The sequence below is a fragment of the Mycobacterium sp. E3198 genome (assembly GCF_001667015.1).
GTDB lineage: Bacteria > Actinomycetota > Actinomycetes > Mycobacteriales > Mycobacteriaceae > Mycobacterium.
This window is the reverse complement of record NZ_LZIS01000104.1, coordinates 1-14,189: the sequence shown is the minus strand read 5'-3', so window position 1 is coordinate 14,189 and position 14,189 is coordinate 1. Positions and strand designations below refer to the sequence as shown.

13 protein-coding genes and 1 pseudogene are annotated in these 14,189 nt (G+C 65.5%); 10 read left to right on the top strand and 4 right to left on the bottom strand.

All coding sequences use genetic code 11. The features are described from left to right. The 3 genes from A5673_RS30605 to A5673_RS11920 form a co-directional block, all read right to left on the bottom strand. Positions 1–154 (bottom strand): DUF2510 domain-containing protein (locus A5673_RS30605; RefSeq protein WP_156748118.1); only part of this gene is annotated, 154 nt, incomplete at its 3' end. 305 nt (positions 155–459) lie between these two features. Further along, a complete protein-coding gene (locus A5673_RS11925; protein ID WP_197518359.1) occupies positions 460–1,170 on the bottom strand; it encodes a DUF2510 domain-containing protein in 711 nt (236 codons plus the stop codon). Positions 1,171–1,332: 162 nt separating this feature from the next. Beyond that, entirely contained in the window at positions 1,333–2,184 is an 852-nt protein-coding gene (locus A5673_RS11920; RefSeq protein ID WP_231971023.1) for a S1 family peptidase, read from the bottom strand. Between the two features lie 320 nt (positions 2,185–2,504). On the opposite strand from A5673_RS11920, the gene A5673_RS29520 reads away from it, so the two are divergent. Both A5673_RS29520 and A5673_RS30600 read left to right on the top strand, forming a co-directional pair. Then, the gene (locus A5673_RS29520) at positions 2,505–3,755 is read left to right on the top strand and encodes a hypothetical protein (protein WP_231971022.1); all 1,251 of its coding nucleotides are present in this window, start codon (positions 2,505–2,507) and stop codon (positions 3,753–3,755) included. 518 nt (positions 3,756–4,273) lie between these two features. Then, positions 4,274–4,762 (top strand): annotated as a pseudogene (locus A5673_RS30600) (SMP-30/gluconolactonase/LRE family protein); the annotation flags it as partial. Positions 4,763–4,783: 21 nt separating this feature from the next. Here the strand turns inward: A5673_RS30600 and A5673_RS11905 are convergent. Then, positions 4,784–5,206 carry a hypothetical protein gene (locus A5673_RS11905; protein WP_156748116.1) on the bottom strand — a complete coding sequence of 141 codons (423 nt, stop codon included), beginning with the start codon at positions 5,204–5,206 and terminating at the stop codon, positions 4,784–4,786. A 438-nt stretch (positions 5,207–5,644) separates the two neighbouring features. Between A5673_RS11905 and A5673_RS11900 the strand changes: the two genes are divergently transcribed. From A5673_RS11900 to A5673_RS11865, 8 genes are all read left to right on the top strand, one after another. Then, a complete protein-coding gene (locus A5673_RS11900) occupies positions 5,645–6,304 on the top strand; it encodes a DUF2510 domain-containing protein (protein ID WP_082958685.1) in 660 nt (219 codons plus the stop codon). Between the two features lie 27 nt (positions 6,305–6,331). Further along, positions 6,332–7,945 carry a protein kinase family protein gene (locus tag A5673_RS11895; protein ID WP_068231800.1) on the top strand — a complete coding sequence of 538 codons (1,614 nt, stop codon included), beginning with the start codon at positions 6,332–6,334 and terminating at the stop codon, positions 7,943–7,945. A 141-nt stretch (positions 7,946–8,086) separates the two neighbouring features. Next, a complete protein-coding gene (locus tag A5673_RS11890) occupies positions 8,087–9,337 on the top strand; it encodes a glycoside hydrolase family 3 N-terminal domain-containing protein (RefSeq protein WP_082958684.1) in 1,251 nt (416 codons plus the stop codon). Between the two features lie 62 nt (positions 9,338–9,399). Then, positions 9,400–10,296: a hypothetical protein gene (locus A5673_RS11885; protein WP_231971021.1), complete on the top strand. Its 897-nt coding sequence runs from the start codon at positions 9,400–9,402 to the stop codon at positions 10,294–10,296. Between the two features lie 104 nt (positions 10,297–10,400). Continuing rightward, positions 10,401–11,069: a hypothetical protein gene (locus A5673_RS11880; RefSeq protein ID WP_068231794.1), complete on the top strand. Its 669-nt coding sequence runs from the start codon at positions 10,401–10,403 to the stop codon at positions 11,067–11,069. 54 nt (positions 11,070–11,123) lie between these two features. After that, positions 11,124–12,218, top strand: coding sequence for a protein phosphatase 2C domain-containing protein (locus tag A5673_RS11875; protein ID WP_068231791.1), 1,095 nt, complete (start codon positions 11,124–11,126; stop codon positions 12,216–12,218). Further along, a complete protein-coding gene (locus A5673_RS11870; RefSeq protein WP_068231787.1) occupies positions 12,203–13,792 on the top strand; it encodes a hypothetical protein in 1,590 nt (529 codons plus the stop codon). Before A5673_RS11875 ends, A5673_RS11870 begins: the two co-directional genes overlap by 16 nt. A 67-nt stretch (positions 13,793–13,859) precedes the next feature. After that, on the top strand, positions 13,860–14,189 hold a 330-nt coding region (locus A5673_RS11865; protein ID WP_156748114.1), incomplete at its 3' end, for a protein kinase.

The window sequence follows — 14,189 nt, the reverse complement described above, 5'->3', positions numbered from 1 at the left end:
AGTTCGTCGTGATCGTGCGGCGCCCGCGCCGTGTTCCTGGCGCTTCCGGCCTTATCGGGGTCTCAACTGGCGTCCAGTCTTGACCGTCCCAGTAACGCTGCGCGTTTGAATCTTGTGGGTCGTCGTACCAGCCGGGCTGGTTGGGTGTCGTCATGGGCAGATCCTCCCGGTTGACTGAACTGCACCCGCGAAAGCGAGAATAGCGCGGGCGTCAACCATCAGCGACGTTTGCGAGTAATTGGCTTCTGGCGAGTCTCTTCTGCTGGGCGGCGGCGACGATTGCGTGGTCGCGCGGGCGGTTCCGGAGACGCGTAGCCAGACCGAAACAAGCTAGCGGACAATGCGAATAGCGAAAGCGGCCACTCCGCGTGCCTGGAGCTACCCGGGGGCGGGCAGGATCCTCGGTGGCGCGTACACAAAAAGGGCGGTGTCCGGATGGTCGCGCCCCTCGATTGATCATCAATCGCCGGACGAATCCGGAGGAGTGCAGTCCTTCCAACGCCCGTCCTCCTTGACGAATTGCATGGTAGACGGCGCGGTTTTACCTGGCGCGTTCTGAAATTTCACGGTGACATCGACGGTGGCCTGGTCACCGGTCAGGTGAATGCTGTCCACCGACACCGACATCTTTCCGGCTTGAGTCCTGAGCTCGCGTCCCTCTTTTTGCCCGGCTTGGTCTTGGGAAGAGTTTGCTTTGCAGTACAACTCCGGATTGTATGAAAAATCGGAATTGTTCCATGCCTGAACCTCGCGTTGGACGACCGACCTGATCTGGTCCTCGGGCGAGCTGGGACCGCTCTTGAAGAATTGCTTGTATCCAAGGAATCCACCAACAGCCAACACAATGACGACCGCAATCACCCCGATGACGACGATCGGATTGATGGACCGTTTCGGTGACTGTCCGACCGCCTGCTGGCCCGGAGGCGGCCACTGGGCCGGTTGATTCGGCGGCGGCGGCGGCGGAGGCGGCAAAGGAGGTGGCGGACCCTGCGGTGGCGTCGGCATGGACGCGGCCGGCTCGGGTATCGGAGGCGAGGACATCACCGGCGGGGGCGCCGGCTGTGCAACAGTCTTTCGCTGTCGGTGCGGCGTCCAATCCTGACCGTCCCAGTAGCGCTGCGCCTTCGAATCCTCGGGGTCGTCATACCAGCCCGCGGGTGTCGTCATCAGTCGAGCCTCCATTCGTTCAACCGCACCCGATGAGCCGAGAATGGAGAAGCTAACCTCGGTGTTGGGTGCGGGTAATTATTGTCTCCACCGGAGCGATCGGCAAGGACCGCTTCTGCTATGCCCGAAATCACAGACGGTTCAGCCATTTCCAGCACCCGCCTACTGTGTCCAAACCTTGAAGTCTTCGCCCCAAACATTTCCGTTTGCGCGAATCATGTCGATTACCGCCCCGATCGGTTGAGCCTGGCTGCCGGCGTCGCCACCTAACTGTTCCTGATCACCGCTCGAACCCATCCCGACCAACGCATCATCGCTCGTGTACCAAGGGCAGCCGGAGTCGCCGGGCAGTTGCACCATGTTGGACGACAGCAACGCCAGATCAGGCCGCTTGGCGTCGTACTTGACGGATTTGATGACGCCGTTGGTTTTGCCGGTGCGCTCACCAAACTTGGTCACGTAGTCACCCTCACTGATGGAGGCCCTGATGCCGGAAAAGAACGGCTCCAGCGAAAAGCGTTTGTACACAGCGATGATCGTGTATCCACGGGCGCCGACCAACTTGCCCGCGTCGTTCTGGAGGTCTTGCTTCCAGGCGACCACCACCCCGATCTGCACCCCGTTGTCCGCGAAGACCGGCTGGTTGGCCGCGGCATCCGAGCAATGACCCGCGGTCACCGCGAGGCGGTCCTGGCGGGCGTTGAAACCAAAGAACCCGAGGGAGCAGCTGTGATTGCCGATTTCGATCGGCATGCCCACCGCAAGGTCGATATGGGCGGCCGCCGCAGGTGCGGCCGTCGAAACCATGACAGCCAACAGTCCCGCCCCGAGCGCAAAAAGGCGGGCCGTCCGCTTCTCAATACGATCCGCATATGCTGCCAGCGGCGTCCGGCGACGCCGATCGCGGCGAGCCGGCGGGCGTCGCCCGCCGAGCACGATCCCGCTCGTCCGGGTGGCGACCCGACCGCTCTCGTGTCGAGTCGTGGACCGCTGGTCGCGCAACGGCTGATGCATTGTCGGGCTTCCTATCTCCGCCGACGTCGGTGGCCGGCCCAGTGAGGATGAAGCTCGCCGCTTGGAACATTCTCAATGAGCTGTTCGCCGCCCGACACGGGGTACGCGATCGCGGGTCGCCACGGCGCACCGGCACGCGCGCAGCGTCAAGAATCCGCCAAGGTGGGTGCGTCAGAATTGCCGCGCCCGTGCCCTGATCCACCCGCGCGGTCCGGACAGCTCGACGCTGGACATCTTCCCAGCGGAGGAAGAGGATGACGACTCAAAGTACGCAGTCTGCTGAGAGCCCCGCTGGCCTCTCGTCGCGTGGAAGGTTCGCCGTGACAGCGCAAGTGGTCCCACGCGAAAAGCTGGGCGCACTGACCAAGATCGGTCAGGGCGGTCAGGGTGTGGTCTACGGTGCTCCGAAGGTCAAGAGCAAGTTCGCCGACTCGATGGTCTACAAGGAATACAAGGCCCACACCCGTGCCGAGATCGACTTCGCCGCACTGGCCTCGATGCGCACCCTGGTCGAGGACTCGCTGTCCTACCGCCAAGCCGAACGGTTAGTTTCGATTGCCGCCTGGCCGTGCGCCCTGGTCGAAGAGAAGGGCACACCAACGGGGTTCGTGATGCCCGCAATCCCCGAGCGGTTCTTCGTGCAGCTCCGCACGGCCAAGGGCGTGGCGTCTTCCACCGCGGAGCTTCAGCACTTGCTCAACCACTCGTCGGTGCTAGCAGCCCGCGGCATCGACATGGATGAGGCCCAACGGTATTCACTGCTGCACGAGGTCGCCTCCGGGCTGGCATTCCTGCACCAACACGGCGTCTGCGTCGGAGACATCTCACCGAAAAACCTGTTGTTCTCGTTGGAACCGCGGGCGGCGGTTTTCTTCATCGACTGCGACGCCATGCGCATCGACGCCGTCTCGGCATTGCCTCAGATGGAAACTCCCGGCTGGAGCGTCCCCTCCGGCGAGGAACTGGCGACGATCTATTCCGACGCCTACAAATTGGGCTTGGTGGCCCTGCGATTGCTGGCCGGCGATCAAGACACCAAAAACCCCCAACATCTGCCGCCGACCACACCGAGCCTGCTGCGCCAGATCATCACCGACACACTGAACAACGAACCAGAACGGCGCCCACTGCCAGAAGCTTGGACCTACATCCTGGGCCACGCCATCGAAGCAGCCCAACGCCGCAAGAAGGCGGCAGTGGCACCGACATCCGCGGCCGGCATCGCGCTCGATCCGCCCCCGACCCCCGTCGTGCAGTCGCGGCCGACAGCCACCGTGCAAGCCCGACCGGTGACGCCACCCGCGCATTCCCCGCCGCTGGCGCCGGCAGCCTGTTACGGGCCACCACTCAACCCGACGCCACCCGTATGGGCGCCATCACCAAGCCCACCGACGTCGTCCAGACCCGGAGTGTGGATTGTCGTCGGCATGGCGACTTTGGTCATGATCATCGCTCTGCTGGCGCTCATCGCAGGGATCATCCACCAGAAGAACGAGGTATCCGGAGTGAGCCCAACGACGTCCACGCTGCAGTCTGTCCAGCCCACAGAGACGACGAGCACGGCGCCATGATGGGCCACGGCGCGCCGCATGCATCCTGGCTGCCCATGTCGACCCGGTGGCGCGAGAAGGGCGTGCTGACGGCTGACGGAATGCAGCACTGGCGACGCCGGCCGGTGAAGTTGGCGCTGATCGTCGCGGCGATCATTGCCCTGACCCTCGGGGCCGGCGCATGCCACGCGGCTTCCCACGCGCCGGCACGCTCCGGACCGGCTTCCGCGCCGCCCGCACAAGCCCCTGCACCGCCCGCACAGGTCGTGCTGCCGTTCACGGGCCTGAAAAGCGTCGCCGGTGTCGCGGTGGATGCGGGCGGCAACCTCTACGTCGCCGATGCCGCCGGCAATCGAGTGCAGACGCTCGCGGCGGGGTCGGGCAACTCGACCGAACTGCCCTTCACCGATCTCTTCGTGCCCACGGGCGTGGCGGTGGACGGCACCGGCAACCTTTACGTCACCAGCTACTCCACCTGCCCGAAGAACGATTGCGGCAACGGCCGCCTGTTGAAGCTAACGGCAGGCTCGAACACGCCGACCGTGGTGCCGTTCAGCAACCTCGATCTCCCCCTTGACGTGGCCGTGGACAGTGCCGGCAACATTTATGTCATCGACCGCGGCCGTGTGATGAAGCTGGCCGCGGGCTCGAGCACCCCGACCGAGGTGCGGTTCGCCGACCCTGTCCTCGCCGGCGGTGTCGCCGTGGACGGCGCAGGCAACCTCTACGTCACCGACATGGGAATCGTCGACGGACGGGTCTTGAAGGTGGCGGCCGGCTCGAACACCCAGACCGTGCTGCCTCTCAAGGGCCTCAAATTTCCGGAAGGTCTCGCGGTGGACAGCGCCGGCAACATCTATGTCGCCGACGACAACAACAACAGAGTCGTCAAACTGGCGGCGGACTCGAGCGCCCGGACCGTGCTGCCTTTCACGGGCCTGAAGTCTCCGCGGGGTGTGGCGGTGGATGGGGCCGGAAATGTCTACGTCACTGACTCTGGCAACAAACGGGTGCTCAAATTGCCGGCCAGGTGACGCGCCGTTTGCGTCTCAGAACGAATTGACGGTGGTATCGCTGCGGATCAACATGCCGTGCCCGGTGCCGCCATGCGTGAAGCGAATGCCGTCGTCGCGCGCCACGACCGTCCAGCCCTGGATCTGATAAGTCTGCCCGGGTTCGAGGGTTTCGAAGGGAGCGTGGCTGTAGCCAACGCCGATGTTTGCGCCTCGGTAGCTGAATTGGCCTGAGGCGGTGACAAAGGCTTGATCGTCGCCCGGGGCTTGGGCAAAGGATCCCTGGCAGATGACATTGGGGCCGATCCCCGGATCTGCGTCGTCGGAGCCGATCTCGCAAAGCATTGATGGCGTGCGGACGTTGACCTTCGCATCGTGGCCCGCGGTGGGATCGGCGCCGGCCGGTGGCGCGCCGGCGAGCACGGCGAAGCAAAGTCCCGACAGTGCAATTTGCCTCATCTCAGCCCTTTCGCAAAACGGCTTGACTTGTCGTTCGTTTGGCGAACGGCCGTTGCTGGCGCCATCCCTGCAAGTTTGCGCTGAGGGCCAATATACGAAGGCCTCAACACTCGGTGTCGGCATGCTGATGAATGCCGACGGAGATCGGCTGCGGGGACACCGGCCCGGCGGTATCGTGCTTGCAGCTTACGTGGGCTTTCGCTTTGGGAGGCTTGAATGCACGGCGCGCCGTTCGGTCTCTACCTCGCGATGAAATTGGCATGCCATGGCGAATAGGCACGCGCGTTTCATCGTCATCGACAACGATCGATTTCGGGTGCGCTCGCCAAGAATCCTCCAAGCCGTTCGGGGCACGGTTGCCCTGACGCCGACACACGGCAGCAACGACCAACCCGCGCGATCACGGGCAGTCCCCATCATCGCGAGGGGAGAAGGACCATGACGACTCCACCGCGGGCGCCCGACTGGTACCCGGACCCGAGCGGTAAGCCCGGCCTGAAGTATTGGGATGGCCGGCAATGGCATACGGACATGCGGGCCGCCTCGGCGCCGCAGCGGCAGCGCCGCACGGCGTTGGTCACCGCGCTCGGCGCGGCCTTCGCGGTTCTGCTGGGCATCATCGGCGTCACCGGCTACGTCCTGCTGACACGGTCGCACTCGTCCCAAACTCCCGGCGCGCAACCCGCGCCGGCTCCCGCGGTGTTGCCCGCGCAAGGCGCCCCGGCGCCCGGGCAAACCCCATCGCCCGCACCGACGTCGAGTGCAACCCCGACATCTCAGTACTTCGCGACGCCGTCGGGCAAGATCTGTCAGGTCACCGTTCAACAGGTCACGTGCCAAACGTGTGTCCCCGGCGCGGTGATCACCAACGCGTACACGTGTACTGATCCGGCGCCGGCCGTCGCCGTCGACACGCAGGGCAACGTCGACAAGCATCCCCCAGATATGGCCTCTGCCACCGGTGCACAGCAACTCTCCGGCGGGACCTATCGATCCAGCGGCTGGACGATAGTCACCAGCGGCGGCTGGGCTCGCTTTATCAACGACACGACCGGTCACGGCATGGCCATGGCCGCTGAAAACTTCGATTCCTTCTGAGAAGGCTGGTGGCGTGGGAGGTCGGCGATGGCGCGGCAGGTGATCGAGCGCGGTAAGTTGGGTGCGCTGAGCAAGATTGGCCAGGGTGGGCAGGGCGTGGTCTATCGGGCTCCCAACGTCAAGACGAAGTTCGCCGATTCGATGGTCTACAAGGAGTACAAGGCCCAAACGCTGGGCGAGATCGATTTCACCGCGCTGGCGGCCATGCCCGCCCTGGTGGAAGACTCGCTGTCCTACGCCGAGGCCGAACGGCTGGTCTCGATGGCGGCCTGGCCGTGTGCCCTGGTCGAAGACGACGGCACCACAACCGGATTCGTGATGCCGGCCATCCCCGCCGCGTTCTTCGTCGAGCTCAACACCGCCAAGGGCGCCTCGTCCTCCACCGCCGAATTCCAACACCTGCTCAACCACTCCTCGGTACTGGCCGCCCGCGGCATCGACCTCGATGACGCCCAACGCTATTCGCTGCTGCGCGAAGTCGCCTCCGGACTGGCATTCCTGCACAAACACGGCGTCTGCGTCGGCGACATCTCCCCCAAAAACCTGCTGTTCACCCTCACCCCCCACCCCGGCGTCTTCTTCATCGACTGCGACGCCATGCGCATCAACACCATCTCCGCACTACCCCAAATGGAAACCCCCGGCTGGGACGTCCCCCCCGGCGAAGAACTGGCCACCCTCTACTCCGACACCTACAAACTCGGCCTGCTCGCCCTGCGCCTGCTCGCCGGCGACCAAGACACCAAAAACCCCCAACACCTGCCCCCCACCACCCCGAGCCTGCTGCGCCAAATCATCACCGACACCCTGACCAACCAACCCGAACGACGCCCCCTAACCGAAGCCTGGACCTACGTCCTCGGCCACGCCATCGAAGAAGCCCAACACCACAAAAAAACCACCGCCGCAACAACAGCCGCACCCACCGTCGCCCTCGAACCACCACCCACACCCGTCGTCCACAGTCGACCGAGCGGACGCAACGCCACCTCCCGACCGCCGGTCGCCGCCGCGCATTCCGGCCCGATGGTCACTTCAATGCCGCCCCCGATCAGTGCGGCACCGCCGGCGAAGACCAACCTCTGGCCCGTCGCGCTCCTCGGCGCCGCGGTCGTCATCGCGGTGGTTGTCGCGGTCGTGCTGGTGGCCGCGCTCCGCAATACCAACACCAACAGTTCGGCCGCTACCACACAGACCAACACGGCGACGTACCCGGCCGGCGCCACGGAACCCGCAACCACCTCCACGCCCGCGCCTCCGGCAGACCCCTTGCAGCAGCTGCAGCAACTCGCCGCTGAAGACGAGCCCTATATTCTCGCGCAACTTGCCGACCAGTGGGTCCCCCAACTCAGTACCAAGCAACCGGGCACCCCCGATGACGGCGTCGTGTATGACAACGCCCTCATCCTGCAAGAACACCTTCGCCTCCGCCAGCAATACGGCGCGAAGCTGCTGTGGTCCAGCGACTGGTCCAACTACGACAAGCCGAACTTCTGGGTGACGATCGTGCCGGTTCCCTCCAGCACCCCCAGCAACGCGCTGCGGTGGTGCTTCTTCCACAACCTTGACGACGATCATTGCTTCGCCGAGCGCATCAGCAAGACGCATTCCGGCCGGGGAAGCACCGAGCACCAACACTGATGGGCGATTCGGATGACAAGTAGCCGGCCGCACAAGCACAGCCTCCCCCGCCGTCGCTCCAACGACACGGGTCAGGGAATCGATGGTCGACACGAATTCACCGATACGCCAATCGATCACGCTCAGATGCAACAGCGCGATATGCCTCCGGCCGCGACGGCAGCCACGCGGGACGAATCGTCGCCGCGACCACTCCGGTCCCGCCGGCGCGCCACCATCGTCGCCGCCTGCGCCGTGGCCGTCGCCATCGTCGCCGGTGGTGTGATCGTGGGACTTCGGCTGGGCCGCGGCCAGCACACCGCGTCGACGCCGACGTCGGCGGCGCCCAGCGCGGGTGCGGCCCCCGCCTCCCCTACGCCGCCCGGGTGCGACACAACGCGGTTGCTGGCGACGATGTCGAACCGGGACAAGCTCGCGCAACTGCTGATGGTCGGGGTGACCGATGCGGCCGACGCCCGCGCCGTCGTCGCCAACCAGCACGTCGGAGGCATCTTCATCGCCAGCTGGACCGACCTGTCGATGCTGACGGACCGCTCACTCACCGAGATCGCCGCCTCCGCGGGCCCGCTGGGCCTGGCGGTCAGCGTCGACGAGGAGGGTGGCCGCGTCGAAAGGTTGTCCGCGCCATCGCTTCTGGGGAAAGCGCCGTCGGCGCGCTCTCTGGCGCAGAACGAGACGGCCGAACAGACCTACCAGCTGGCGCTGGACCGCGGCCGCAAAATGCGCCGGCTCGGCATCACCATCGATTTCGCCCCGGTCGTCGACGTCACCGACGCACCCGACGACACCGTGATCGGCGACCGGTCGTTCAGTGACAACCCCGCTTTGGTGACGAAGTACGCGGGCGCCTACGCGCGCGGCCTGCGCGACGCCGGGGTGTTGCCGGTGCTCAAGCACTTTCCCGGGCACGGCCACGCGTCGGGCGACTCGCATGCAACCGGGGTGGTGACCCCACCGCTGGACGAGATGCAGGACGTCGACCTGGTGCCTTACCGGACGCTGGTGACCCAGGCGCCGGTCGGGGTGATGATCGGCCACATGCAGGTTCCCGGCCTGACCGGCAGCGATCCCGCCAGCCTCAGCGAGTCCGCGATCGCGTTGTTGCGCAACGGAAAAGACTACGGTGGGCCCCCATTCGACGGCCCGGTGTTCACCGACGACCTGTCGAGCATGCGGGCGATCACCGATCGCTACGGGATCGCCGAGGCGGTGCTGAAAGCGCTGCAGGCCGGAAACGACACCGCGCTGTGGGTGAGCACCACCGCGGTTCCGGCGGTACTCAACCGGTTGGTATCGGCGCTGAACGCCGGGGAATTGAGCCTGCCCAACATCGAAGCCTCGGTGCGCCGGATGGCGGCGGCCAAAGCCTTCGACACGCCGTGCGGACGTTGACGACTGCCATGCCCGCCCGAAGAAACCGACGCCGCATGGCCATTGGCGCAACCTTGGGCGCCGTGATCGTCGTCGGCGCGAGCATCGTTGTCGTCACGTTGAGCGGGCTGGTTGCGCCGCGTCACCCGAATCCGCCACCCCCGGTTGCAACTCCCGCTCCCGCCACGGCGGCGCAGCCGCCGCCTCCGGCGACCGGCACCCCGCCCAGCGGGCCCGACGTTGGTCTGTTGACGGCCGACTTCGCCCGGCTGCAAAGCGCCATCGACGGGCGGATCGGACTGATGATCGCGCCCGCGGGCATCGCGGCCTCCCCCGTGACGTTGGGGGAATGGACAATCGGTCCGGCCTGGTCGACCATCAAGGTCCCATTGGTCATTGCCGCCCTGCGTGAAGATCACTCCGCTGAAATCACCGATGCGATGCGGGCCGCCATCGTCAACTCCGACAACGCGGCGGCCGAATCGATCTGGGAAGGGTTGGGCGATCCGGCCACCGCCGCTCATACCGTTGAACGGGTGCTCGTCGAGGCGGACGACCACACCACGGTCGAGTCGCGGAGAATTCGCCCCCAGTTCACCGCGTTCGGGCAAACATTGTGGTCCTTGACCGCTCAAGTTCGCTTTGCCGCCTTCGCGGCGTGCGACGAGCGGGACGCCCCGGTGCGCGCGCTGATGGGCCAAATCGAGCCAGACCAACGATGGGGATTGGGCGACATTCCCAACGCTGAATTCAAGGGCGGTTGGGGGCCATCCGAGGAAGGCAGGTATCTGGTTCGGCAATTCGGCTTCCTCACTCATGCGTCCGGCGCCGTGAGCGTGGTCGCGATGGCCGTGGAACCCGCTTCGGGGTCGTTCTCCGATGGCACGGCGGATATCACCAAGATCGGCGATTGGCTGAACAAGCGGATCGCAATGCTGCCGGCGGGTCAATGTCATGGCCAGGCGGCCGTCAACGGCTAATGCACGAAAGGTGGTGTTGATTGTGAGTATTCGGCAGTACACTTTGACGGCCGGTTCGGTCGTTGGGCTGGTTGGCCCAATCAATCGATATGAGGAGGTGTCCAATGGTGGAGCCTAAAGGATCAATTCTTCTGGTCTATTTCGTGGCCGACGAGTCGGGCTCAATGGGCCGCAATATCGATGAGCTCAACGAGGGCCTGGCCTCCTTACACGACGCCCTGCAGCGGGAGTCGTTTGCCGCGGCCAAGATCCGGCTGTCCGTGATCGGCTTTTCCGATACCGCCTTTACCTACCTCGAGCCCGCCGATTTGCGATTTTTGCAAGGCATGCCGGTGCTGACGGCCCAAAGCCTGACCTCCTACGCGGCGGCCTTCGACCAACTCGCCTACCGCATCAGCGTCGATGTGCCCAGCCTCAAAGCCCAGGGCTACACCGTGCACCGCCCGGCGGTGTTCTTCCTGACCGACGGGCTGCCCAACGGCAACGAAGACTGGCGCGCGGTACGGGCGCATCTGCTCACCCAACCCGCCGCCCCCAACATCTTGGCCTTCGGTATCGGCGACGCCGACGCCGGCACCGTCGCCGAGCTGGCCACCAAGCCGCATTTCGCGTTCGTGGCCGCCCGCGGCGTCGACACTGGCGCGGCCATCTCCGAATTCCTCACCTCATTGACCCAATCGGTGATCAGCTCTGGACAGGCCCTCGCCTCCGGCTCGGCCGAACTGCAATTCGAAAAACCCGAAGGCTTCACCCTCGCCGTGGACGTCGTCTAAACCCGACCGGGTCGGCTGCTCATGGTCCCCTTCAAGCGACGGCGAAGAGCAGCGGTGCCGCCCAACGAGGATCCCACGGCGCCGCTTGCGCTGCCCAATTTCGAATCGCACGCGCCGCCTGGCGATTCGACCGTGGTCCGCGCCGGCCCATCGACCGGCGAGGCTGCGGCAGTTTCCGAAGTCGTCGGCCCCACCGTCATCCCGCAGCTCGTCGTGGGCAGACCCTCGCCCCGGGTCGAACCGGCGACGATCACCGCGGACTACCGCTCGTTGCCGTTTCGCCCCGACGTGGTGGTAGACGGGTGGTCCACCGACGCCATCACCCTGCGGGGGGCGTCGCTGCGAGGCCATCTGCACCGCTACAACGGCGCACCGCGGCAGGACGATTTCGCGTTGCACCACCTGCCCGGCGGACGCGTGATCGCCCTTGTCGCCGACGGGGTTTCGGGCGCGCCGCAATCGCACATCGGTGCCAGCACCGCCACGCGGCAGGCGGCCGAGTGGCTGCACACCAACCTCGGTGCGAACCTCGCCGCTACCGACTGGGTCGGCCTGCTCAAGAGCACCGCCTGGGCGCTCAACGAGCGTGCCCAAACGCTTCTCGGGCTTGCCGAGCCGGACCCCGTTCGCGCCGAGGAGCAGCTCGCCACCACCCTGATGTGCGCGGTCATCGAGCCCGTTGGTCCCGGCGCCCTGCGTGCTTACCTGGTGGGTGCGGGTGATTCGGCGGCCTGGCTGCTGTCATCGGGGCGGTTCACACAAGTCCTGGGCGGCAAGGCCGAGCCGGAATCCGGGATCACGTCGTCGGCGGTGGTCGGATTGCCTCGCGTCGCAACGGAAGTGACCGCCGTGGAGGTCGACATCACAGGCGACGAGGTTCTGCTGATCGCCACGGACGGAATCGGCGATCCACTCGGTTCGGGGCAGGGCGGAGTGGGCAACCTTTTCCGCGATGTGTTGACCAGACCGTGTCCGCCCTCGCTGATCGAATTCGCCCATGCCGTGGACTTCAGCCGCGAAACATTCGACGACGACCGGACTTTGGTGGCGGTATGGCCTCGAAAACAGGTTCCGCCAGAGACCGCGGCGCCGCCGCGACGGCCCGGCTTCTTGACCGGCGAGGGAGTTCTGCCATGGCACGACAGCTGATCGAGCGCGGTAAGTTGGGTGCGCTGAGCAAGATTGGCCAGGGTGGGCAGGGCGTGGTCTATCGGGCTCCCAACGTCAAGACGAAGTTCGCCGATTCGATGGTCTACAAGGAGTACAAGGCCCAAACGCTGAGCGAGATCGATTTCACGGCGCTGGCGGCCATGCCCGCCCTGGTGGAAGACTCGCTGTCCTACGCCGAGGCCGAACGGCTGGTCTCGATGGCGGCCTGGCCGTGTGCCCTGGTCGAAGACGACGGCACCACAACCGGATTCGTGATGCCGGCCATCCCCGCCGCGTTCTTCGTCGAGCTCAACACCGCCAAGGGCGCCTCGTCCTCCACCGCCGAATTCCAACACCTGCTCAACCACTCCTCGGTACTGGCCGCCCGCGGCATCGACCTCGATGACGCCCAACGCTATTCGCTGCTGCGCGAAGTCGCCTCCGGACTGGCATTCCTGCACAAACACGGCGTCTGCGTCGGCGACATCTCCCCCAAAAACCTGCTGTTCACCCTCACCCCCCACCCCGGCGTCTTCTTCATCGACTGCGACGCCATGCGCATCAACACCATCTCCGCACTACCCCAAATGGAAACCCCCGGCTGGGACGTCCCCCCCGGCGAAGAACTGGCCACCCTCTACTCCGACACCTACAAACTCGGCCTGCTCGCCCTGCGCCTGCTCGCCGGCGACCAAGACACCAAAAACCCCCAACACCTGCCCCCCACCACCCCGAGCCTGCTGCGCCAAATCATCACCGACACCCTGACCAACCAACCCGAACGACGCCCCCTGCCCGAAGCCTGGACCTACGTCCTCGGCCACGCCATCGAAGAAGCCCAACACCACAAAAAAACCACCGCCGCAACAACAGCCGCACCCACCGTCGCCCTCGAACCACCACCCACACCCGTCGTGCACTCCCGGCCAACGAGAGCGGCCGCCCAATCCCGGCCACCAGCAGCGGCCGCTCAGTCCCTACCACCGACGCCCGCGTGGTCGCCCCCGCAGGGCGGGTCGGCCCCATCGAAGACCGGGGTATGGATCGGTGTTGGCCTGGCCGCTTTGGTGGTGGCCGTGCTGGTTGTCATCATGGTGGCGCTGACCAACAGCGACAACTACTCACCCGCCAGCACCCCGGCGACGTCGTCGGCCACCGAGACTTCGCCCTCATATTCCTATGCCGCCGCGCCACCGTCATGGACTCCGCCGGCCGTATCGGTGCCCCCGCCCATGGTGCAGACCCCCGACTCCTACGGTGAAAGCTGTCCCAACGGGTTTCACCACCCGAGTCAGTCCGGGTGGGCGAGCAATTCGGCGCGCGGCACGGACAAGACGTCCTGCGTGTTTGCGTACAACGTGTTGATCGCGTACTGGAACGCCTATCCCTCTCCCAGCCGCGATTCGCGCCAGGTCATCGCCGGCAGCAAAGCCACGTGCCCGAGTGTCCGGGCGAACGCGCCGACGTCGTTTCCCTGTTCCGGAGACGACTTCGTCATGACCTGCGCCGTGGAAGGCAACGATCCGTGGATCACCTGCACCGGCGGCAACGGCGCCAGGGTCTACCTCTACTAGCGGATGTATCACCTTCAATGGCAACTGTTTTCGATGTCCCACCGGGCACGGCAACGGAGACCTGTCCATGGCTGAGGTGACCTTCGGACGTTATCGGCTGCTCTCGCTCATCGGCGAAGGCGGCATGGGCAAGGTATACAAGGGCTATGACACCGTGATCGGTCGGGATGTCGCCATCAAGGTGCTACCCACCGAGTTGGGTGCCGAACCCGGCTATCGGGACCGGTTTCGACGCGAGGCCCACGCCGCCGCGCGGTTGGCCGCACCGCACATCATCCACATCTATGACACCGGCGAGATCGACGGCCAGCTCTACCTCGTGATGCCGATCGTCGAGGGCATCGATCTGCAGGCGTTGCTGGAGCGCGAGGGGCCGCTGAGCCCTCAGCGGGCGGTG